Genomic DNA, 21496 nt, shown 5'->3' with positions numbered 1-21496 from the left:
GGGCGTTCCTGGTGCCGGGACGGGCCGCCGCGAGGTCAAAGATTCGTTACTGTCCGTAGCGACTGGTGATGGCCTGCGTATCGTTGCTGAGGGTTACCGGCTGTGGGATGGGGTGCGCCTGGCAGCGGAGGCCGGTGCCCGTCAGACAGCGGGGCCGGGACCCGCCAGGCGGCGGGACGGGTCGTGCCGCCAGCCCGGGCCACGAGCGCGCCGCCGGCGCGGCGGGCGGATCCGTGGGGGTTATCCACAGGAGGGCCAGCATTGTCCACAGGCGAGGCGGGTGGGGTTGCGTAAGGGCAGCGGCGCCCGGGAGGGTGGCGGGATGGCCGACGTTCCCGCCGAACCGACTAGCGACTGCCTGGATCCAGATCACCTGCCGGCTCCAGACCACCTGCCTGGCTCCGCCCCGATGTGGGGTTCAAGCCACCTGCCGGGTTCAGGCGGCCTGCCGTGCTCAGGCGGGCTGGCGGCTTCGGACGATTCGGCGGGCTCGGAGGATTCGGCGGGCTCGGACGGTTCGGCGGGCTCGGCTGAGCCGCCAGGCTCCGGCCGGCCAACGGGGGTGCGGGAGCAGCCCGTGATGTTGACCGAGCCGTTCGACACTCCGTGGCCGGCTGCGGGCATCGTCCGGGCCGTGCGACGGTACGCCAGCCTGAGCCAGCGGGAACTGGCCCGGTGGTCCGGGGTCAGCCATTCGACGGTCGGACGGATCGAGGCGGACCGGCTGGTGCCGAGCATCCTGCTCCTACGCCGCATCATCGGGGTCGCGGGGTTCCGGCTGGCCGTCGTCGACGAGTTCGGGCGGGTACTGAAGCCGATGCGGGACTGGCAGGACACCCGCGACGGCGCGGGGCGTCGCTACCCGTCGCACCTGGACACCATTCTCGACCCCGAGCCGGGCGAGTGGTGGGCGGACATCTACGGGTTGGCCCGCCCGCCGGAGACGTTCTACCGCGACCGCCGGGTCCGCGACGCGCTGCGGCGGCGCAGTCAGTGGGAGGTGCGGGTGGCCAAGTATCGCAGCGTGCCTCCACCGCCGCGGGCCTCCTCCCCGCGTTTTCCCCGTGCGGACGGCCCGCCGTCGGGGCAGCTCGGCCCGTGGTGAGCGGACGGCCCGCCGGCCAGGGGAACTCCTGGGCGACGGGCCGTCGGGACGCGCTCCGGTGGGATGTCGGTCAGTCGTCGTCGGTGATGGTGCCGGCGCCGAGGGGGTCGGCCAACCGCAGGCCCGGCGCGCCCGCCACCAGCAGGTTCACCTTCTCGTTCGCCTCCCGCTTCCGGTCACCGCGCACGGCCACCGGGAACGCCATCGAGGTCTGCCCGGCAGCCAGGACCCGGCAACCGACGTACGGGTCGTAATCGGACCCGGCCTGGGCCGTGCCGCCGTGGGTGGCGGCGCAGAGCAGCACCGGCTGGGACAGTGGCCGCGAGACGGTGACAGTGAAGGTCAGCGGCCGGGTGTCCCGGTCGCCCTCGACCACCGACGCGTCGCTGACGCTCAACGACGCCCGGGAGCGGAAGCGGGCCACCTGCGGGTCGTGGTCGCTGGAGCCCCGGCTGCCGTCGGCGGCGTGGTCGGCCGGCCAGTCGGCGTTGATGTGCGCGGCCCGCATCTGCACCAGGTCCCGGTGCAGCGCGCCGTTGACGAACAGGTGATCCAGTGTCTGCGCCTGCCCCTCGAAGCTGTACGAGTAGGCGGACGACGGCGCTTCGGCGAGCAGGTCGTCCCACAGGTTGCGCATCCCGGCCCCGTACAGCGGTCCGAGCTGGTCCGACCCGGTGGGGTCCGCCGCCGTGGCGATGGGGTCGTCGGGGCGGGGGAAGACGTTGAGGTCCCCGCCGTACACCACCCGCGCGTGCGGGTCCGAGGCCTCGATCGCGGTGACGATCGCGGCACCGTACGCGGCCTGCTCCCGGCGCTGCCCGACGCGGCTGTCCGGCCCCGACGAGTAGTGGTTGCTCGCGGCCCACAGCGTGTAGCGCTCGGTGGAGCCGGGCGCCGCCGCGACGGTGAACCTGCCGAGCTGCGGCGCGCGGGTGAAGACGTTGTCGCCGTCCCTGCCGGTGGAGGTGTCCACGTCGGCGGGGAGCACCGCATTGAGCGCCTTCGGGTTCTGCACGTCCGCGTTGCCCGGCAGGCCCGTGCCCCGGTAGCGCACCGTGGGTGCCGAGCCCAGCAGCGGGTCGTCGGCGGTGGGCGCCGCCAGCGACACCCGGTCGGTGCGGAACAGGAACGCCGCCGTGATGCCCCGGGCGTCGGCCCCGGTCCGGTCGTACGCGGCCTGGTAGGCCGGACCACCGGCGGCGGCGATGGCCAGCGTCAGATCCTGGAGGCTGTCCGGCGCGCCGTCCGCGTCGTCCGTGCTGCCGCAGACCAGCGCCCCGCCGGAGACCGAGCAGATGTCCTGGTCCTCGGCCTCCTGCACCAGGATCAGGTCCGGCGAGTGCAGGTCGGTGGTGATCTGGTCGGCCAGTGCGGCGAGCTGCTCGCGGTACTCCTGCTCGCTGCCCGGGACGTAGTCGAACGGCGGGCGCACCCCGGTGCAGCCGGCGTTGCCGGCGAAGTCGCAACCGTCGAAGGGGTCGTCGCGGAAGTCGTACAGGTTCTCGACGTTGTAGGTCGCCACCGCGAGTTCCTTCGACCGGTCGGCCGGCTTCGGCGGGTGGTTCGTCGACGGGTCGGCCCCGCCCCCGAACGTCGCCGCCTCGACCTGTACCCCGTACTTCTCGAACGAGTAGTAGAGCCCGCCGACCGCGTCGCCGCTGAGCGTGTCGAAGGTGCGCGCCGGCGGGAGCAGCGCGGCGCTGTCGCCCGTGGCGCCCTTGACGCCCATGCTGCCGAGCAGGATCCGCTGCCCGTTGCCGTCGTCGAAGCGGCGGCCCGGGTCGTTGTCCAGCGGGTGCGCGTCCCGGAACACCCGGCGGGCGTAGACGTCGGCGCGGTCGAGCAGCGGGTCGTCCCGGTCGATCACGAAGATCTCCGCGTCGGCGGTGGCGGCGAAGACGTTGCGCCCGCTCACCGCGCCGCTGCCGGCACGCACCCGCAGCCGGGCGCCCTCGTGCCGCTCGAAGAAGCGCTGCGCCGCCGCCACCTCGACCGGCGGCACCGCGTCGGTCACCGCGACCTCGGCGTTCACGTCCACCCCCGCGGCGATGCGGCGGACCAGCGACGCCCCGGAGAGCTGGGTGAAGTTGAAGTACTCGGAGACCCGCGCGCGCAGCACCACCTCGTCGCCGACCGTCGGCACGTAGCCGCCGATCAGCGAGGTGAACGAACCCATGAAGACGAAGATGCCGTCCGAGCTGGTCGGGTCGCCGTCGGTGGCGTCCGCCCGGCTCTGCAGGAAGAAGCCGTGCTGGTCCCGGCCCGCCGAGTCGCGGGCCAGGGTGAGCTGGGTGATGACGCCGCGGACGTCGTACGCCAGGGTGCTGGCCGCGTTGCCGGAGGCCGGTGCGAGCGGCGACCGGTCGGCGGGGCCGGACTCGGCGTCGGTGGTCGGGCCCTGCACCTCGCCGACGGTCAGCTCCCGGGTGACCTGCACGGCCAGGGTGCAGGTCGCGGTCGCGCCGCCCGCGTCGGTGGAGGTCAACACCACGCTGTACGCCCCGGCGGCGAGGTCGGCGCTCGTGCCGACCGTGGCCCGGGCGGTGCCGCCGACGGCGTCGGCGGGGGTGAACGCCGAGCGGCCGATCGAACCGGTGACCGGGGCGGGGCTGACCGAGGTGACCGCCAGGTCGACGATCCGGTCGTCGGCGTCGCCGGCGGTGACCTCCCGGGTGGCCGCCGTGCCGGCAGAGGTGACCAGCGCCGGGCCGCAGGTGAGCGTGGCGGGGGCGTCGACGGGGCCACCACCGTCGACGGTGTGCGTGCCGAGGCCGTCGAACGTGTCGACGGGGAAGCCGGCCCACTGGGCGGTCGGGTCGTACGCGTCGGAGGGGTCGGTGTCGCCGGCGGTCACGGCGGCCGACCGGCGCAGCGTGTTGTCGGCGGTGCTGGTGACGCCCGTGCCCCACTCGGTGCCCGGGTCGACACCGACCTGGCCGATCGAGTCGAGCACGGCGCCGCCCCGGCGCAGCACGATCGCGTCGTCGCCGTTGAACAGGCTGGCGGTGGTGGTCTGGTCGGCCCGGTCCAGGATGCCCGGCGCGGCCGAGGCGGCGGCGAGGACGAAGGCGTCGCCGGCCGCGACGGTGCCGCTGAGGGCCAGGTTCGTCGGCGTGGTGGAGCCGTTGAAGTGCAACTGGAGCTGGTAGCCGCCGGCGGCCAGGTCGACGGCGGCGCCGGTGCCGTTGAACAGCTCGATCGCCTTGTTGTTCGACGAGCCTTCGACGTACTCGGAGATGAAGAGGTCGGCGGGCGCGGCGCTGGCCGCGGTGGGTGCGACGCCGACGGCCGCGACGGTCACGGCGGCGGTGACGGTCGCGAGCGCGGCGAGAGTGCGGCGCGGGCGCATGGGGCCTCCACGATGGGTGGACGGGAACTACCGCACGTTAAGGGTCGGCCCTGACCGCCGTCCATCCCTCACCGGACACTTTAGTGAACTCTCCGGTCAACGTCCGGCGTCGAGCCGGTGCACCAGCTCGCCCACGTCGATGCTGTATTCGCGCCACTCGCGGTCCGGGCGGTACCCCAACTCGGCATTGACCTTGAGCATGGCCTCGTTGGACTGCGCGTTCCAGGTCTGCACCTCGATCAGCTCCGCCTCGGCCGAGCGCAGCTCCATCAGCATCCGGGCCTTGATCGCCCGGTCGATGCCGTAGCCCCGGTGGTCCTGCGCCACGATCGTGTCGTACTGGTCGGCGCGGGTGGGGTGCTGCACCGGCACGACGACCTCGGTCAGCCCGGCCACCTCCCCGGTCTGCTCGTGCAGGGCGAGCACGATGTAGGGGCGCATGCCCCGCCGGTGCAGGCAGTCCAGGCTGTCGCGCAGCCGCTGCGGGTCGTAGGAGCTGGGGCGCAACTCGCCGTCCTCCACGTCGCGCACCTCCGCCTTGGCCCGGGCGTACGCCTCGATCAGCTCGTCCGGGGGGCCACCGGGGTGGAACTGGAGGTGGTAGCCCGCGCCGATGCCGGTCGCCATCCCGGCCAGCTCGGCCCAGTGCACCCCGGCCAGGTCGAGCACGCTGCGGGTCTCGACGTATTCCTTGGAGAAGCCGAGCGACTCGTAGAAGGCGACGGCCGGCGTGTCGCCGACGACCTCCACCCCGATCGACTGGAAACCCTCCTGGTAGACCCGCCGGGCGGCGGTCAGGACGAGATTCCGGCCGAGGCCCGAGCGCCGCACCGAGGGGTGCACGAGCACTTCCAGCACGCCGATGTCACCGAGCAGCAGCACGTGCACGTGGCCCAGGATCGCCCCGGTGCCGCCACCGGCCGCCGGCGCCGCCTGGGCGACCCAGGAGATCCGCCGCTCGCCGGGCATCACCTCGGCCAGATATTCCCGCACGGAACTGTCCCGCCACGGCGGATCTCGCGGCAGATCGGTTGCCAGCACCGCGTTGAGCGTCTCCAGCAACGACGCGATCTCGGCGGACGACGCGGTCCTGGGGTCCCACTCGCGCACCATCACCCGTCTAGCTTGCCGCTAACGGCTGTCGGGGGGAAGTGTCCAGTGCTCCAATGTATGCGGACGATCACTTCACGTGCGGCTGGCCTGCCCGTACCGGTTGGCGGTGTCGTGGACGTCCTGAGCGTACCGACGGACGTCGTTGTACGACAGGATCGCGTTCCACCAGTCGGCCGGGATGGTCAGGTTACGGCTGGCCTTGCACAGGTAGTTGCCGGCGGCGAGGGCGGCGTCGTCCAGGTCGTGCGGGTCCTTGACGCCGTCGTTGTCGGCGTCGGCCCCGATCTCCTGCCAGGTGGTCGGGATGAACTGCATCGGCCCCACCGCCCGGTCGAGGACGGTGTCCCGGTCGAGCACGCCACGGTCCGTGTCGGCGATGCGCATCCGGCCGCCCTGCCCGTCCAGCGGCAGACCGATGATCTCGGGCAGCGCCTTGCCGTCCAGGCCCAGCTTGGCGTTGTTGGCCTGGCCGTGCCCCGACTCGACGAACCCGATGGCCGCCAGGGTGGTCCAGCTCAGCCCGCAGGCGCGGTTGGTCTGGGCGAGCACCAGTTCGGCGTAGCCGTAGGCCTGCATGGCCACGGGCGCGATGCCGACCTTCGGCCCGACCTGGGCGGCCCAGCCGGCGAGCGCGTCCGAGGGCCGGCCGGTGATCCCGCCGACGGGTGGACCGGTGATCCCGCCGACGGGGGGGCCGGTCGGCACCGAGCCGAGCGGCGGCACCGTCTGGCCGGGCAGCGGTGTCTGCCCGGGCAGCGCGCCGGGGTCGGTGCTGCTCGGCGCGGTGGGGGTGGGATCGGCAGCGACCGGACGGGGCTCGCGGGCCGTCGCGGGCACCAGCAGCGCGCCCGCCGCCGCCGTCGCCGCGACCAGGGCGAACAGGAACGCCCCGGGCAGGGTGAGCCGGCCGCTGGGCCGCCGCGACCAGTCCCGGGTGGCGCGGGCCGCGGCCATCGCGACGCGGTGCGGCGGCCGGCGTACGGCGTGCGCGAACTGCACCCGGCGCCGCCGGGCCCCCGTGGCCGGTCCCGTCGCGGGCAGGTCCACCTTCGTCCGCGCGGGGTCGTCCTCGCCGGCGGCGTCCCCCGCCTTCGCCCCGGCCGCCGCGCCGTCGTCGGGCTTGGTGTCCGTGGCGCTCTGGTCGTCGGGCTTGGTGTCCGTGGCGGGCTTGCCGTCGGGCTTGGCGTCCGTGGCGCTCTGGTCGTCGGGCTTGGTGTCCGTGGCGGGCTTGTCGCCGGCCGCCGGCTCGTCGCCGGGGTTCGCGTCCGTGGCGGGCTGGTCGCCCGGCCTCGTCTTCGTGGTGGGTTCGGCGCCGCCGCCGAACCTCAGCCAGGGGCGGCGGGGACGCGGGAGCCGTGTCGGGACCTCGGGCGTGGCGGTGGAACCGGCGGGCTGCCCGTCGATCGGGACCGCCGGCCGCAGGGGCTGATTGGTCGTCCTGTCTTCGCCGTCGGCCACAAGTTGAGTATCACCCATGTTCCCCTGTACGTCAGGACCGGTCGTAGGCTGATGTCATGCCCCGGTACGAGTTCCGTTGCCGCGCCTGCGGTGACACCTTCGAGGTCAACCGTCCGATGGCGCGCGCCGCTGAGCCGGCGTCCTGCCCGCAGGGGCACGCCGACACGGTCAAGCTCCTCTCGACGGTCGCGGTCACCGGCCGTGGCGGCGGTGCGGCCGGCGGCTCGCCGGTCCCGTCGGGCGGCGGTTGTTGCGGTGGTGGCTGCGGCTGCTGACCGGCCCGTTCGTTCCCGGTGCCGCACCGTCCGCCCCGCGGCCGACCGGCCCCTCGTCGGGCGTGCACCGCGCGGGTCGCCGAGGTCGGGCGGTCCCAGGGTCCGGCACCGGCCGACCGTTCTCACGATGCGTGATGGCCCGGTATCAGGCAGCATGAGTCCGACGTCACGGGCGGAGGTTCCACCATGTCGCCACGGATCCATCTCCCGAGCGGGTTGGTGACCTTCGTCTTCACCGACATCGAGGGCTCCACCCGCCTGGCCCGGCTGCTCGGCCCGGGCTACCGACCGGTGCTGTGGGAGCACCGTCGCCTGCTGCGCCGGACGATCGCCGCGACCGAGGGCGCGGAGCTGCTGACCGAGGGGGACTCCTTCTTCCTCGCCTTCGGCGACGCGACCGCCGCGCTGACCGCCTGCCTGACCGCGCAACGGGCGCTGGCCAGCCACGAGTGGCCCACGGCGGAGGCGGCGCCCCGGGTCCGGATGGGGCTGCACACCGGCTGGGCGGAGCCGCGCGACGGCGAGTACGCAAGCATGGAGGTGCACCGGGCGGCCCGGATCGCCGCCGCCGCACACGGCGGTCAGGTGCTCTGCTCGGCATCGACGGCACGGCACGCGCAGCCGCTGCCGCCCGACGCGTCCCTGGTCGACGTCGGCCTGCACCGGCTGCGCGGCTTCGACGACCGGGAGCGGCTCTTCCAGCTGGTCGCGCCGGGCCTGGAACGACAGTTCCCGCGGCCCCGCACCGCCGACGCGTCCGCGCACAATCTGCCCACCCCGGTCACCTCGTTCGTCGGCCGGCACACCGAACGCGCCGAGCTGAAGCGGTTGGTGCAGGCGCACCGGCTGGTCACCGTTCTCGGCGCGGGCGGGGCGGGCAAGACCCGGCTGGCCGTGGAGCTGGGCGCCGACCTGGTGGAGTCGCACCCGGACGGCGTCTGGTTCGTCGATGTCGCGTCGGTCACCGATCCGGGCCTGGTCGCGTTCGCGGTCGCCGACGTGCTCGGTCTGCGTCCCGAGCCGGGTCGCCCCATGGTGGACACGCTTGTGGAGTACGCCGCCGCGCGCCGGATGCTCGTCCTGCTCGACACCTGCGACGCCCAGCCGGCGGCCTCGGCCGACGTGATCTCCCGGCTGCTCGCCGGCGGGGTGGGCGTCCGGGTGCTCGCCACCAGCCGGGAGTCGCTCGGCCTGCCGGGCGAGGTGGTCTGGCGAATCCCGCCGCTGTCGGTCGACCCGCCGGCGGACGGGACGGAGAGCGACGCGGTCGCGTTGCTGCTGGACCGGACGGCGGCGGCCCGGGGCGGCCGGCCGCCGGACCCGACCGAGTCGGCCGACCTGCGCCGGGTGGTACGGCGCCTGGACGGGCTGCCGCTCGCCATCGAGCTGGCCGCCGCCCGGCTGCGGGTGCTCTCCGTCGGGCAGCTCGCCGAACGCCTCGACGATGTGCTGGGCACCCTCGACGCGGGCCGGGACGACCCGGAGCCGCCCCCGAGGGAGCCGGGCGACCGGCAGGGCCCGGTCGCGGGGGCGGCGTCGGCCGACCCGAGCCTGCGGGGGGCGCAGCGCTCCGCCGCGGAGCGGCACCTGACCATGCAGGCCACGGTCACCTGGTCGTACCGCACGCTGGGGCCGCCCGCCGCCCGGCTGCTGCGCTGGCTGGCGGTGTTCGCCGGCCCGGTGGACCTGGCGATGGTGGAGTGGCTGCTCGACGATGACCCGCTCGACGCGCTCTCGGTGCTTGTCGACAAGTCGATGGTGTTGGCGGAGCCGCACGCCTCGGGCAGCACCTACCGGATGCTCGACCCGATCCGGGCGTACGCGGCGCGGCGGCTGCTGGAGGCGGGGGAGCAGCAGTCGGCCCGCAACCGGCACGTGGCGTGGTCGGCGCACGCTCTGGAGCGGGCCCACCTCGGCCCCGACGGGCGGCCGGTGACCCTCTCGCTCTACGCCCTCGACCCGCTCGCGGGTGAGCTGCGTGCCGCGCTGCGCTGGTGCGCCACCGGCGGCAGTGCCCGGGCGGGGCTGCGGTTGGCCGGGGGCCTGGACCAGTGGTGGCGGGAGCGGGGCCTGGCCCGCGAGGGGCGGCTCTGGCTGTTCCGGCTGTACGGGCGGATCGCCGAGACAGGGGAGCGGATACCGGACGCGGAGCTGGCGGCGGCTTACCACATGCACTCGTTGCACGCCGGCGCGGACGGCGAGTTCGCCGAGGAGCTGCGCTATTCCCAGCGGGCGGAGGCGGCGGCCCGGCAGGCGGGCGACAGCGGCCTGCTCGCCCGGGTGCTGGCCGGCCGGGCGGCCCTGCTTGTCGACATGGGGCAGTTCGCGGAGGCGGAGCGGGTCTGCCGCGAGGTGATCGAGTGGGCGTCCGGCCAGGAGGTGCTGGGCGACGCGCTGCTCGGGGTGTTCAGCCTGGCCGAGTTGCTCTGGCGGCGCGGTGCCCTGGACGAGGCGGCCGAGCTGCTGGGCGCGGCCCGCCCGGTGGAGGCGGCCCGCCCGGTGGAGCGGGGGCGACGCTCGGCCGACATGCTGCTCGGGATGGTCGCCCTGGCCCGCGGCGACCTGGTCGCCGCGCACGAGCACCTCCAGGTGGCGCTGCGGTCGCGGATGAGTCACGGCTTCCACGGCCGGGCCTGCGACACGCTCAACGCGATGGCGGTGCGCTGCGCGGCGGGCGGTGACGGCGCGACGGCGGCCCGCCTGTTCGGTGCGGCGGGGGCGATCCGGGCGAGCCTGCGCCGCGCCCCGGGCGTCTACGGCGGCTACTGGGCGCAGCGGCAGGAGGAGCTGCGCCGGGAGCTGGGTGACGCGGCCTTCGACGGCGCGTACGGCGAGGGGGCCGAGCTGGGGCTGGAGGAGGCGGCGGGGATGGCGCTCGCCGTCGAGCACCCGGACCTGGGGGCGGGCTCGGCGAGGTTCGGGGCCCGGGTGGCTACCCGCCAGCCCGTCACCCCCGATCGCCGCCGGCACCACACCGGCCGCGGCTGACGCCGGCCCCGGCCGAGGCGTCCGCGCCGGCCGGGGTCCCGTGCCGGCTGGGGCGGACGCTTCGACCGGGGCGCGCTGGGCCCGGGTGCCGGCCCCGGGGCTCGGCTGCGGCCGGAACCGCGTGCCGGGCGGGGTGTCCGTACCGGTCGGGGTCCGCGTCGTCACCCGGGCGGGTGACGACGCGGACCCCGGCATCGGTCGGACGTCAGCGGACGAAGGCCGGCGGGCTGGCCGGGCTCTCGTTCGCCAGTCGGTCGAGCGCGGTCACGTGGTAGGTGTACCGCTTGCCGGCCTCGGCGGTGGTGTCCACCCAGGACTGGATCCGGGTGCCGGGTACGGCGCGGACCGTGTCGACGAGGTGCGCCGCGTCGGCGAAGTCGCACCGGCCGGGCAGGCCGATGCCGTCGAAGCGGTAGATCGCGTACGACGTGGCGGTGCCGAGCGGGCCCCGGCCGTCGGCCGGCTGGAGCCAGTTGAGGCGGACCCCGTCGTCCTGCCGCTTGGCCGTGGTGACCACCGGCAGCAGCAGCGGCTTCTTCGGCAGGTGCGACATGGTGGGGATCAGCGCCGGGCGGGAGTAGTGCTCGGCGGCGTAGATGTCGGTCGCGCCGAGCCGGTTGGCCCGCACCTGGACGGCCGAGAAGTGGATGTTGCCCTGGACCTCGGGGTACGCCCGGTTGAGCGTCAGGTGGTCGGACAGTTCGCTCGGCTTCTGCCAGAACGACCCGTAGGCCGGGTCACCGCTCTTGTAGTCGGCCTGGCCGATGTAGAGCTGCACGCGGGTGCCCTTCACCACGTCCGCCCACCACGGCACCAGCCGGGCGTAGTCGGCGGCCGGGTACTGGCCGATGTACCAGTAGAGCTGGGGCACGATGTAGTCGACCCACTCCTCCTTGACCCACTTGCGGGTGTCGGCGGAGACGGTGTCGTACGCCTGGCTGCCGCTGGTGTCGGAGCCCAGCGGGTCGACCGACTGGTTGCGCCAGATGCCGAACGGGCTGACGCCGAACTTGACCCACGCCTTCTCGGCCTTGATCTTGGCGTTCATCTCCTGGATCAGCAGGTTGATGTTGTCCCGCCGCCAGTCGGCCTTGTCGGTGATGCCGCGGTTGTGTGCGGCGAAGGTGGCGTCGTCGGGCACCTGGTGGGTGCCGCTCGGGTAGGGGTAGAAGTAGTCGTCGAAGTGCACGCCGTCGACGTCGTACCGCTTGACGGCGTCCATCATCGCGGTCTGCACGAACTCGCGGACGGCGGGGATGCCGGGGTTGTAGTAGAGCCGGCTGCCGGCGACCCCGGCCGGCGGGTAGGCGAAGGTCCACTCGGGGTGCTCCCGGGCGGGGTGGTTCGGCGCGAGCTTGTCGAGGTCGGCGCCGGCGCCGTCCGGCATCGAGATGCGGTACGGGTTGAACCAGGCGTGGAACTCCAGGTTGCGCTTGTGCGCCTCCTCGACCACGAACTTCAGCGGGTCCCAGCCCGGGTCCTGCCCGCGGACTCCGGTCAGGTATTCCGACCAGGGCTCGTACGGCGACGGCCAGAACGCGTCGGCGGTCGGCCGGACCTGGACGACCACGGCGTTGTGGTTGAGCCGCTCGGCGAGGTCGAGCAGTTGGCGGTATTCGGCCTGCTGGGTGGCGATCCGGTCCGGCGAGCTGTGGGACGCCTTGCTCGGCCAGTCGATGTTGACGACCGACGAGATCCACATGGCCCGGAACTGCCGCTTCGGCGTGGCCGGGTCGGTGACGCAGGTGGTGCTGGGGGCGGTTGTGGTGGTCGCCGAATCGGGCGCCGCGCTCGCGGGGGTGGCGGCGACGAGCGCGCCGAGCAGCGCGGCGGCCAGCCCGGCGGCTCCGAGCCGAGTTGCCTTCATGCGGTGTGTCCCTTCGTTGGGGCTCCCGTGACGGGGTCCATCGCGGCCCAGACGGCAAGATTCGCCGCTGCCTATCTGCCGCTGGTAGGAAATTTTCACACCGCACAGGCTTCGCGCAAGGGCCTGGGCGTGATCGATCCGTTCGGCGCCCACGATCGCCCGCTGTGGCCGGACTCACCGTACCGCCAGTGACGGGAAGCACACTTTGCGCGCTGGCCGGGATCGGCGGGGCGCGGCGGATTGAGCGGGTTCCGCCCTGGGTAGCAACGCCCGTCAGCGGCCGTCACGGGGCGGTCCGGACGCTGGGAGGGGTGAGCGCGGTGTCCGTGCTGCGCACCAAGCCGATCGCGGACGTGATCGCGCAGGGCGAGGCCGACGGCAGCGACGGCGGGCCCGGCCTGAAGCGCCGCCTCGGCGCCCGCGATCTCACCGGCTTCGGCATCGGCATCGTGATCGGCACCGGCATCTTCACGCTCACCGGCATCGAGGCCCGCGACAGCGCCGGACCCGGCGTGGTGATCTCGTTCGGCATCGCCGGACTGGTCGCCCTGCTCGCCGCCCTCTGCTACGCGGAGCTGGCGTCGAGCGTGCCGACCGCCGGCAGCGCCTACACCTACGCGTACGCGACCATGGGCGAGATCGTCGCCTGGATCATCGGCTGGGACCTGCTGCTGGAGTTCGCGCTCGGCGCGGCGGTGGTGGCCCGCGGCTGGTCCGGCTACCTCGCCGAACTCGTCGGCCTGCCCACCGCCTGGTTCGGCGAGGAGGGCAGCGTGGTCAACCTCGGCGCCATCGGCATCGTGCTGCTGCTGGGCATCGTGGCGATCGTCGGCATCCGCGAGTCCGCCCGGGTGACGAACCTGCTCGTGCTGGTCAAGGTCGCCATCTGCGTCTTCATCGTGATCGCCGGCCTGTTCTTCGTGAAGGCCGCCAACCTCACCCCGTTCATCCCGGCCGCCGAGCCCGCCGGTGGGGGCGAGGACGGTATCAAGCAGCCCGTCACCCAGGCGCTCTTCGGCCTGGAGCCGTCCGTGTTCGGCTTCGCCGGCGTGCTCAGCGCCGCCGCGGTGGTCTTCTTCGCGTACACGGGCTTCGAGGCGGTGGCGAACCTCGGCGAGGAGACGAAGCGACCCCGCCGGGACCTCACCCTCGGGCTGCTCGGCACGCTGCTGGTCTCCACCGTGCTCTACATCGGCGTCTCGCTGGTCGTGGTGGGCATGGTGCCGTACACCGAGATCGACCGGGGCGCACCGATCGCGGCGGCCTTCAACGCCGTCGGCGCCAACTGGGCCGGGGTGCTCGTCTCCATCGCCGCCGTCGCCGGCCTGACCAGCGTGATCCTCGTCGACCTGGTGGCCATGGGCCGGATCGGCTTCGCCATCAGCCGGGACGGGCTGATCCCGCCGTCGATCGCGAAGGTGCACCCGCGGTGGGGCACCCCGTACCGGATCTCGGCCATCATGACGGTGGCTGTCGCGCTGCTCGCCGGGTTCCTGCCGCTGTCGGCCCTGGCCGACCTGGTCAGCATCGGCGCGCTCGCCGCGTTCGTGCTGGTCTCCGTCGCGGTGCCGATCCTGCGCCGCAAGCGTCCGGACCTCGACCGGCCGTTCCGGGTGCCGTTCTCCCCGGTGCTGCCGATCGTGTCGGCGCTGGCCTGCCTCTACCTGATGCTGAACCTGTCGGTGGAGACCTGGCTGCGCTTCGCCGCGTGGATGCTGCTCGGCATCCTGATCTACTTCGGCTACGGCTACCGCCGCAACCGCCTGGCCGGCCGTCCGCAGCCGACCGGCCCGCGGCCCGCCGGCCCGCCGGCCGCCGATCCGCCGGCGAAGGAGTCAGCCGCCGCCTGACCCGCGCCGCCGACACCTCCACCGGCGCTGTCAGTCGAAGAACCTGGCCAGGTGGGCGGGGGCGGGAGCGTCCGCGTCCGGGGGCAGCGGGGTGAGGTCGGCGAAGATCGACGCGCCGTCGCAGCCGACGTGCAGCGGATACCAGCGCGGGGTGCCCGGCGGGCGCTGGAGGCAGATCCCCTTGACCGTCTGCACGTCCAGCAGCCGCACGTGCGTCGGGTCGGCGACGGCGTTCACGTGCCGCCACCACGGGCTCATCACGTGCAGCACACCGCCCGGCCGGAGCACCCGGTGACACTCGTCGACCAGCGGCAGGAAATCGATCAGGTGCTCCAGGATGTGCACCGCGAAGAACACGTCCACCGAGTCGTCGGCCAGCGGCAGCGCACCGGAGAGGTCCGCCACCGCGTCCACCCCCGGGGCCGGGAAGATGTCCAGCCCCAGGTTGCCCGGCCACTGCTTGGTGGGACCGCAGCCCAGGTCGACCACCACCGGGTCGCGTCCGGCGACGCGTATCCGGCACCAGACGCCGTGCACGCCCGCGAGCCGGCCCACCCGGTCCCGCAGCAGGCGCAGCTCGGCCGGCCCGGCGACCTCACCGCGCAGGTGGGCCACCCCCCGGTCGAAGCGCACCTCGACCGCGAGGTCGCGCAGCCGGTCGTCGTGCCGGGCCTGGTCGGCCCACGCCTCGGCGAGGAATCCGTCGATCGCCCGCAGCCGCTCGGCCGAGGGCGGGCTCTGTGCCAACGCGACCATCCGGCCACCTCCCGCCGGCCGTTACCCGGATCGCCGCCCGATATGCCCGCGCCGGGGCCGCGATCGCGGGTCAGCCGGTGATCGTCCGCCGGGGGCGCCCGCCGCCGCGCATCCGCTGCCGGGGCGTCGGCTCCGCCGGTTTGGGCCGCTTGAGGTGGTAGCGGTGCAGTTCGTTGTTGCCGGGCAGGGACGGATCCTCGCTCATCGCCACCAGTTCCCAACCCTGGTCGCCGGCCCGGTTCAGGTGCGCCAGGGCGGTGTCGCCGTAGGGCGTCACGTCGACCATGGAGCCGTCCGGGCCGTACCAGACGAAGACGATCTCCCAGCCGACGTCGGTGGTGGCGGCCTGTCGGCGGCGGACCAGCAGCGCGTACTCCCACTTGAGCATGGGGTCATTCTCACCCGCCGTGGGCGGGTCGGCACGGATCAATCCTCGGCGATCCGCCCGGCGGCCACCCGCAGCCGCCGGTTCGTGGTCACCGCCTGGAGCATCCGCCGGTCGTGGGTGACCAGCAGCAGGGTCCCCGGGTAACTGGCCAGCGCCGACTCGAGCTGCTCGATGGCGGGCAGGTCCAGGTGGTTCGTCGGCTCGTCCAGCACCAGCAGGTTCACCCCGCGCCCCTGCAACAGCGCCAGCGCCGCCCGGGTCCGCTCGCCCGGCGACAGGGTCGCCGCCGGCCGCAGCACGTGCCCCGCGCGCAGGCCGAACTTGGCCAGCAGCGTCCGCGCGTCCGCCGGTGACAACTGCGGCACGGCGGCGCCGAACGCGTCGATCAGCGGCACGTCACCGAGGAACAGGCCCCGGGCCTGGTCCACCTCGCCGACCACCACGCCCGGGCCGAGCGCCGCGTGCCCGGAGTCGAGGGGAAGCCGGCCCAGCAGGGCGGCGAGCAGGGTCGACTTGCCGGAGCCGTTGGCCCCGGTCACCGCCACCTTGTCGGCCCAGTCGATCTGGAGGGTCACCGGGCCGAGGGTGAAGTCGCCCAGGCGTACGACGGCGTCGCGCAGCGAGGCCACGACGGCGCCGGCGCGGGGCGCGGCGGCGATCTCCATCCGCAGCTCCCACTCCTTGCGCGGCTCCTCGACCACCTCCAGCCGCTCGATCAGCCGTTCGGTCTGCTTGGCCTTGGCCGCCTGCTTCTCGGTCGCCTCGGCACGGAACTTGCGGCCGATCTTGTCGTTGTCGGTGGCCTTGCGGCGGGCGTTCTTGACGCCCTTCTCCATCCAGGCCCGCTGGGTGCGGGCGCGCGACTCCAGCCCGGCCCGGGTGTCTGCGTACTCCTCGAAGTCCTCGCGGGCGTGCCGGCGGGCCACCTCGCGCTCCTCCAGGTAGCCCGCGTAGCCGCCGCCGTAGTGCCGGGTCTGCTGCTGGTGCAGGTCCAGCTCCAGCACCCGGGTCACGGTGCGGGCGAGGAACTCCCGGTCGTGGCTGACCAGCACCGTGCCCGCGCGCAGCCCGGTGACGAACTCCTCCAGCCGCTCCAGGCCGGCCAGGTCCAGGTCGTTGGTCGGCTCGTCGAGCAGGAAGATGTCATAGCGGCTGAGCAGCAGCGACGCCAACCCGGCCCGGGCCGCCTGGCCGCCGGAGAGGCCGGTCATCGGGTGGTCCAGGTCGACGGTGAGACCCAGCTCGGCGGCCACCTGCTCGGCCCGTTCCTCCAGGTCCGCGCCGCCGAGGGCGAGCCAGCGCTCCAGCGCCTCGGCGTAGGCGTCGTCGGCACCGGGCGCGCTCTCGGTGAGCGCCGTCGTCGCCACGTCCAGCGCGGCCTGCGCGGCGCTGACCCCGGTGCGCCGGGCCAGGAAGTCCCGCACGCTCTCGCCGGGCCGCCGCTCGGGCTCCTGCGGCAGGTGCCCGACGCTCGCCGTGGGCGGGCTCAGCGTGACGCTGCCGGCCTCCACCGGCAGCAACCCGGCGAGGGTACGCAGCAGCGTCGACTTGCCGGCCCCGTTCGGCCCGACCAGCCCCACCACGTCTCCCGACGCGACCACCAGGTCCAACCCGGCGAACAGCGCCCGGTCCCCATGCCCCGCGGCCAGCCCCTTGACGATCATCGTCGCGCTCATCAACCCGGACCCTATCCCGCCCGCCTCCGGCCCCCCGTGACGCCCGCGCTGCCCGCCCGCCCCGCCCTCCCGTTCCCGGCCCCTGGTGGCTCCCGCGCTGCCCGCCCCGCCCTCCCGGCCCCTCGTGGCTCCCGCGCTGCCCCCCGGCGCTTCGTCCCCGACTCCTCGTGACGCCCGCCGCTGCCCGCCCGGCGTCTCGTCCCCGGCCGGCATGCCCGTTCGCGCTCCGGCGATTCGCCCGCCCGCGCCGTGACCACCCGGTTCCTGCCCGGACATGCGTGACGAAAGCCGCGAACGACGGGCCGAAACCGCAAGATCGCGAACAGCCCTCGGAGGTACGCGGCACACTGCTCGGGTGGTGACCACTCTGGCTATCGACTGCGGCGGCGGCGGCATCAAGGCGTCCGTGCTGGACGGGGCGGGCACGATGCGCGCCCGACCGCTGCGGGTGCCCACCCCGTACCCGCTGCCGCCGGCACTCTTCGTCAAGACGCTGCTGGAGCTGAGCGGCCGGCTGCCGGCGGCGGACCGCCTGACGGTCGGCCTGCCGGGCATGATCCGGCACGGGGTGGTGGTCGCCACCCCGCACTACGTGACCCGGGCCGGCCCCCGCTCGAAGGTCGACCCGGGCCTGGTCGCCCAGTGGTCCGGGTACGACGCGCGCACCGCGCTCGCCGAGGCGTTCGGGGTGCCGGCGCTGGTGCTCAACGACGCCGAGGTGCACGGTGCCGGGGTGGTCGCCGGGACCGGCTGCGAACTGGTGCTGACCCTCGGCACCGGCCTGGGCAGCGCGCTCTTCGACGGCGGGGTGATCGCCCCGCACCTGGAGCTGTCCCACGCCCCGGTGCGCTGGAACACCACCTACGACACCTACGTGGGCGAGCCGGAGCGACGCCGGCTCGGCGACGCGTTCTGGTCCCGCCGGATCCGCCAGGTCGTGGACGGGCTGCGCCCGGTGTTCCGCTGGGACCGGCTCTACCTGGGCGGCGGCAACTCCCGACTGATCCGCCCGGAGCAGCTCGCCCGGATGGGCGACGACGTGGTGGTGGTGCCCAACACCGCCGGCATCGTCGGCGGCGTCCGGGCCTGGGAGTTGGCCGCCGGCCGGCACGGCGCCGCCACCTGAGGCCGCCCCGACCGGCCCGATCGCGTGCGTTTCCCCGGGGAACAGTCGCGCTGCGGCGGGTGTTGTGCCAGCGTCGGAACAGTGGCGCGACAGGAGGGGTGGGTCGGATGGACCTTCTGGAGGAGTACCGACGGGCGACCTTGTTCTTCGAGGCCGGCGACCCGACCGGGGCGGCGCGGCTGCTCGAACCGATCGTCGAGGCCGAGCCGGGCAACGCCTCGGTGCGACAGTTGCTGGCCCGCGCGTACTTCCAGTCGGCCCAGCTCGTCCGGGCCGAGACGCAGCTACGGGAGCTGGTTGACCGGGATCCCAGCGACCACTACGCCCACCACGTGCTGGGCCGCACGCTGGAGCGGCTCAACCGGCCCGCCGAAGCGTTGCGGCACCTGCGCATCGCGGCGGCGATGCACAACGGCAACGACGACTACCGCGCCGCCCTGGACCGGGTGCAGCTGCGGGTGGCGGCCGGCCGCTGACGACAGCGGGATCGACGCCCGCGCGCGGGCACACGGACGGGGCAGCCCTGCCGGGCTGCCCCGTCCGTTGTGTGCCAGCCGCCGGGTAGCTCCCGTGGCGAGTGGAACGCCATGGCTGTCAAACGGGCCCGATGACAACCGTGGTGTTCCACCCGTGCGGGTCGGCGTCCGTCGCGGTCCACACCGTCGGCGGCCTACCATCGGCGTCATGGGACGTGAGCTGCCGACGGGTGCGCGATGAAGCTGAAGCTGGATCTGCACGACATCTTCAACAAGGGCCAGGACATCGACCGGGCCCTGCGCGGGATCATGGACGAGGCGGTGGCCAAGAAGGCCACCCTGGTCGAGATCATCCCGGGTAAGGGGTCCGGCCAGCTCAAGAAGCGGGTGCTGCGGTTCCTCGACCAGAAGGACGTCAAGCAGCTCTACCACCGGGTCGAGAAGGACTCGAAGAACTTCGGCCGCCTCTTCATCCACTTCCGCTGGAAGTAGCGCCCGCGCGGCTCACCGGGTGGACCGCGCCCCCGGCGACGGCCCGGCCGTCGCCGGGGGCGCGCCGAGTGGCTCAGAGCGGATAGGTGCGGGCCACGGCCAGCATCTCCGAGCTGTGCGAGCCGACGATCCCCACGTCCGGCGGGCGGGGCCGGAAACCGGGCAGGTCGGCCAGGCCGTCGCTGGCGTCCATCGCGCGCAACGCCACCTGTCCCGCCTTCGGCGTCACGGTCAGCGTCACCTCGACACCCTCCGGCGGCGGGGCGTGGAAGACCACGCCGAAGCCCCAGCGGCCCGAGCCGCCCTCCACCGGGACCGCGCGGCCGGCCACCTCCGCCCGCAGCACCGTCGCCGTCCGGGTGTCCACGTGCAGGGTGGTCAGGCGCACCTGCCGCTGGGGGAGCAGCCGCAGGCGCAGGGTGCGCTCGGTGCCGGCGGTGGTGTCGGCGAGCACCTCCAGCTTCGGGGCGGGCAGGTCCGCCGCCTGCGCGGGGCCGCCACGCAGCTCGGGGTCGCCCAGCCCGGGGAAGTCGGCGACCTCGGCCGTCCCGTCGACGTAGCCGTCCGTCCAGGGCTGCGGGTCCTCCTCGCGACTGAGCCAGCGGGCCTGGCCGGTGCCGGCGTCGAGGGCGTACATGAGGTGGCTGGGCGTGGGGTGCGCGGCGTCGAAGCGGTCGACGGCGAGCCCGACTCCCGCGAACACCACGGCCACCAGCGCGGCGGCGGCGGCCGGCAGCGTGCCGAGCCGGCGCGCGCGCAGGGCGAGCACCCCGCGCTGACCGCCGGCCTGCGGGTGCAGCAGGTCGAGCACCGGCAGCGCGGCCAGGCCCAGCAGCACCGCGACCAGCGCGGCGACCCCGCCCATCTTCATGCCGAGGGCCGGGAAGAGCAGGACGACGGTGGGCAGCAGGACCACCACGGCGACGGCGGCGGCAAGGACCGACGCGACGACCGGCCAGGGACCGTCGATCCGGGTGCTCAGCGCGACCAGCCCGGCCAGCGCGCCCGCCAGGGCCGGGATGGTGACCAGGTACGCCCCGCCGGGCACCAGCACGGCGAACAGCACCCCGAGCACGGCCAGCCAGCCCAGCCCGCCGATCGCGAGTGCGGCGGGGCCGATCCGGCGGCGCAGCAGCGCGTACCAGGTGAGCAGGACGGCGGCGGCGAGCGCCACCACGGCCAGCCGGTACCAGACCGGCCGGTACGGGTCGAGCAGCTCGGCGTAGCCGGGCCGGATCGCGGTGACCGCCGCCCAGAGCAGTTGCGCGGCGAGCGGAGCGAGCACGATCGGCAGCAGCGCCAGCCCGAAGCCGGCGGCGAGCCGGCCGGCGGTGACGCGTCCCCGCCGGCGGGCGAGCCAGCCGAGGGCCGCCACGGCGACGAGCGCGAGCAGCGCCAGGGGCAGGACCAGCCAGCCGGGGTAGCGGGCCAGCCCGCCCGGGACGGGGAAGTACGTGGCGTCGTGCCCGGCGTCCAGCGCGGCGAGGTCGACCCGGCCGAACTCGCGGGCGAGGCCGAGGGCGTTGTCGCCGTGGTGCTGGAGGCTGGCCCGGTCCATGGCGGCCGGGGTGTCCAGCGGCGTGTGGTAGATCGCCCCGCCGTCGATGTAGGCGGAGTTCAGCCCGACGAAGTCTTCGCCCAGGAACGCGGTGAAGTCGGTGTCGTTGGGCAGCGCCCGGTAGATCTCCACGGCGAACGAGGTGCCGACGGGGTGCGGTGCGCCCCGGCCGAAGGCGTCCACCAGGGCGGCGTTGTCGCGCGAGGTCTCGAACATGATCACGGGACCGGTGGAGCCGCGTGCCTCCAGGTTGAGCACCACGCCGCCGTCGGCGGCCAGCGGGTGGCTGGACGCGAACGCCGCCGCCCCGCACAGGCACGCCTCCTCGGCGTCGGTGAGCACGAAGACGATGTCGTTGCGGGGCCGCGGGCCGGCGACCAGCGCGCGGGCGGTCTCCAGGATGGTCGAGGTGCCGGCGGCGTCGTCGTTGCCGCCCGGCCCGGACTGCACCGAGTCGTAGTGCGCGACGAGGAAGACCTTGCCGGTGGGGTCGGTGCCGGGCAGCCGGGCCACCACGTTGCGTACCCGCGCCAGGGTTGCCCCGCCGGCCGCCCCGCTGAGCTGGCCGGCCTCGGGTGCGACGGTGTCCTGCACCTCGGTCTCCAGGCCGAGGCCGCGCAGCACCCCCTCGACGTGCGCGCGGACCTGGTCGTTGGCCGGGCTGCCCGCCGGGTGGGTCCGCGCGGCGACGACCTCGACCTGCTCGTATGCCCGGGCGGCACTGAACTCGCCCGGCGGCGCGTCGGCCGGGCGGGGTGCGGGGGTGCGCAGGTCGAGCAGGGTGCCGCCGCCGACGGCGGCGAGCGCGGCGAGCGCCGCGACGGCGGCGGCCAGCCGGCGGCGGGGTCGGGCCAGCGCGCGGTCGGCGGGGCGGGCGGGGGGTGGGCCCACGGGGTCTCCTCGGTACGGGGCGGGTGGGGCACCATCCTGCACCTCAGCGGCCCCCGGCGGCACTCCGGCCGGCGGCGGGAGGACACGCCCGTCCGTGCTGCCACCCGCCGGGCGGTGACCCGGCCCAT

General features: G+C 74.5%; 14 protein-coding genes and 1 pseudogene. 7 read left to right on the top strand and 8 right to left on the bottom strand.

Annotated elements, in window-relative coordinates; genetic code table 11:
• Nucleotides 1-580: 580 nt before the first annotated feature.
• A complete protein-coding gene (locus tag ACQ452_RS25480; protein WP_433387951.1) occupies nucleotides 581-1105 on the top strand; it encodes a helix-turn-helix domain-containing protein in 525 nt (174 codons plus the stop codon).
• Nucleotides 1106-1175: 70 nt separating this feature from the next.
• Here the strand turns inward: ACQ452_RS25480 and ACQ452_RS25475 are convergent, their stop codons facing one another.
• The 3 genes from ACQ452_RS25475 to ACQ452_RS25465 all read right to left on the bottom strand — a co-directional run bounded on the left by ACQ452_RS25475 (nucleotide 1176) and on the right by ACQ452_RS25465 (nucleotide 7025).
• Nucleotides 1176-4454 carry a lamin tail domain-containing protein gene (locus tag ACQ452_RS25475; protein ID WP_433387950.1) on the bottom strand — a complete coding sequence of 1093 codons (3279 nt, stop codon included), beginning with the start codon at nucleotides 4452-4454 and terminating at the stop codon, nucleotides 1176-1178.
• A 96-nt stretch (nucleotides 4455-4550) separates the two neighbouring features.
• Nucleotides 4551-5567 (bottom strand): GNAT family N-acetyltransferase, encoded by a 1017-nt coding sequence (locus ACQ452_RS25470; protein WP_433394409.1) that lies wholly within the window; start codon nucleotides 5565-5567, stop codon nucleotides 4551-4553.
• Between the two features lie 72 nt (nucleotides 5568-5639).
• A complete protein-coding gene (locus ACQ452_RS25465) occupies nucleotides 5640-7025 on the bottom strand; it encodes a lytic murein transglycosylase (protein WP_433387948.1) in 1386 nt (461 codons plus the stop codon).
• A gap of 56 nt (nucleotides 7026-7081) precedes the next feature.
• Here ACQ452_RS25465 and ACQ452_RS25460 point away from each other — a divergent pair, with 56 nt between their 5' ends.
• Nucleotides 7082-7300: an FmdB family zinc ribbon protein gene (locus tag ACQ452_RS25460; RefSeq protein WP_433387946.1), complete on the top strand. Its 219-nt coding sequence runs from the start codon at nucleotides 7082-7084 to the stop codon at nucleotides 7298-7300.
• 186 nt (nucleotides 7301-7486) lie between these two features.
• Complete coding sequence (locus tag ACQ452_RS25455; RefSeq protein WP_433387945.1) at nucleotides 7487-10288, top strand: ATP-binding protein; 2802 nt, start codon at nucleotides 7487-7489, stop codon at nucleotides 10286-10288.
• Between the two features lie 205 nt (nucleotides 10289-10493).
• Here ACQ452_RS25455 and ACQ452_RS25450 read toward each other — a convergent pair whose 3' ends face one another.
• A complete protein-coding gene (locus tag ACQ452_RS25450) occupies nucleotides 10494-12155 on the bottom strand; it encodes a glycoside hydrolase family 10 protein (protein WP_433387944.1) in 1662 nt (553 codons plus the stop codon).
• A 311-nt stretch (nucleotides 12156-12466) separates the two neighbouring features.
• Here ACQ452_RS25450 and ACQ452_RS25445 point away from each other — a divergent pair, with 311 nt between their 5' ends.
• Complete coding sequence (locus ACQ452_RS25445; RefSeq protein ID WP_433387943.1) at nucleotides 12467-14005, top strand: amino acid permease; 1539 nt, start codon at nucleotides 12467-12469, stop codon at nucleotides 14003-14005.
• A gap of 30 nt (nucleotides 14006-14035) precedes the next feature.
• On the opposite strand, the gene ACQ452_RS25440 is transcribed toward ACQ452_RS25445, so the two are convergent.
• The 3 genes and pseudogenes from ACQ452_RS25440 to ACQ452_RS25430 all read right to left on the bottom strand — a co-directional run bounded on the left by ACQ452_RS25440 (nucleotide 14036) and on the right by ACQ452_RS25430 (nucleotide 16825).
• Complete coding sequence (locus tag ACQ452_RS25440; protein ID WP_433387942.1) at nucleotides 14036-14761, bottom strand: methyltransferase domain-containing protein; 726 nt, start codon at nucleotides 14759-14761, stop codon at nucleotides 14036-14038.
• Nucleotides 14762-14903: 142 nt separating this feature from the next.
• A pseudogene (locus ACQ452_RS25435) lies at nucleotides 14904-15149 on the bottom strand (hypothetical protein); the annotation flags it as partial.
• A 38-nt stretch (nucleotides 15150-15187) separates the two neighbouring features.
• Nucleotides 15188-16825, bottom strand: a complete 1638-nt coding sequence (locus ACQ452_RS25430; protein WP_433387939.1) for an ABC-F family ATP-binding cassette domain-containing protein — start codon at nucleotides 16823-16825, stop codon at nucleotides 15188-15190.
• A 355-nt stretch (nucleotides 16826-17180) separates the two neighbouring features.
• On the opposite strand from ACQ452_RS25430, the gene ACQ452_RS25425 reads away from it, so the two are divergent.
• The 3 genes from ACQ452_RS25425 to ACQ452_RS25415 all read left to right on the top strand — a co-directional run bounded on the left by ACQ452_RS25425 (nucleotide 17181) and on the right by ACQ452_RS25415 (nucleotide 18919).
• Nucleotides 17181-17951: an ROK family protein gene (locus tag ACQ452_RS25425; RefSeq protein WP_433387937.1), complete on the top strand. Its 771-nt coding sequence runs from the start codon at nucleotides 17181-17183 to the stop codon at nucleotides 17949-17951.
• A 107-nt stretch (nucleotides 17952-18058) separates the two neighbouring features.
• Nucleotides 18059-18427, top strand: coding sequence for a tetratricopeptide repeat protein (locus ACQ452_RS25420; RefSeq protein WP_433387935.1), 369 nt, complete (start codon nucleotides 18059-18061; stop codon nucleotides 18425-18427).
• Nucleotides 18428-18664: 237 nt separating this feature from the next.
• The gene (locus ACQ452_RS25415; RefSeq protein ID WP_117664998.1) at nucleotides 18665-18919 is read left to right on the top strand and encodes a Smr/MutS family protein; all 255 of its coding nucleotides are present in this window, start codon (nucleotides 18665-18667) and stop codon (nucleotides 18917-18919) included.
• 73 nt (nucleotides 18920-18992) lie between these two features.
• On the opposite strand, the gene ACQ452_RS25410 is transcribed toward ACQ452_RS25415, so the two are convergent.
• Nucleotides 18993-21368 carry a M28 family peptidase gene (locus ACQ452_RS25410; RefSeq protein WP_433387933.1) on the bottom strand — a complete coding sequence of 792 codons (2376 nt, stop codon included), beginning with the start codon at nucleotides 21366-21368 and terminating at the stop codon, nucleotides 18993-18995.
• Nucleotides 21369-21496: the final 128 nt, after the last annotated feature.

The organism is Micromonospora sp. KLBMP9576 (assembly GCF_050941805.1).
In the GTDB taxonomy this organism is placed as follows: domain Bacteria; phylum Actinomycetota; class Actinomycetes; order Mycobacteriales; family Micromonosporaceae; genus Micromonospora.
Note: the sequence above shows the minus strand (reverse complement) of the source record. Positions and strands in the feature narration are given on the sequence as shown.

Excerpts from the sequence above, each read along its gene's own strand:
- ACQ452_RS25480 (WP_433387951.1), top strand. The coding sequence starts at position 581 with ATGTTGACCGAGCCGTTCGACACTCCGTGGCCGGCTGCGGGCATCGTC.
- ACQ452_RS25475 (WP_433387950.1), bottom strand. The coding sequence starts at position 4,454 with ATGCGCCCGCGCCGCACTCTCGCCGCGCTCGCGACCGTCACCGCCGCC.
- ACQ452_RS25470 (WP_433394409.1), bottom strand. The coding sequence starts at position 5,567 with ATGGTGCGCGAGTGGGACCCCAGGACCGCGTCGTCCGCCGAGATCGCG.
- ACQ452_RS25460 (WP_433387946.1), top strand. The coding sequence starts at position 7,082 with ATGCCCCGGTACGAGTTCCGTTGCCGCGCCTGCGGTGACACCTTCGAG.
- ACQ452_RS25455 (WP_433387945.1), top strand. The coding sequence starts at position 7,487 with ATGTCGCCACGGATCCATCTCCCGAGCGGGTTGGTGACCTTCGTCTTC.
- ACQ452_RS25450 (WP_433387944.1), bottom strand. The coding sequence starts at position 12,155 with ATGAAGGCAACTCGGCTCGGAGCCGCCGGGCTGGCCGCCGCGCTGCTC.
- ACQ452_RS25440 (WP_433387942.1), bottom strand. The coding sequence starts at position 14,761 with ATGGTCGCGTTGGCACAGAGCCCGCCCTCGGCCGAGCGGCTGCGGGCG.
- ACQ452_RS25430 (WP_433387939.1), bottom strand. The coding sequence starts at position 16,825 with ATGAGCGCGACGATGATCGTCAAGGGGCTGGCCGCGGGGCATGGGGAC.
- ACQ452_RS25420 (WP_433387935.1), top strand. The coding sequence starts at position 18,059 with ATGGACCTTCTGGAGGAGTACCGACGGGCGACCTTGTTCTTCGAGGCC.
- ACQ452_RS25415 (WP_117664998.1), top strand. The coding sequence starts at position 18,665 with ATGAAGCTGAAGCTGGATCTGCACGACATCTTCAACAAGGGCCAGGAC.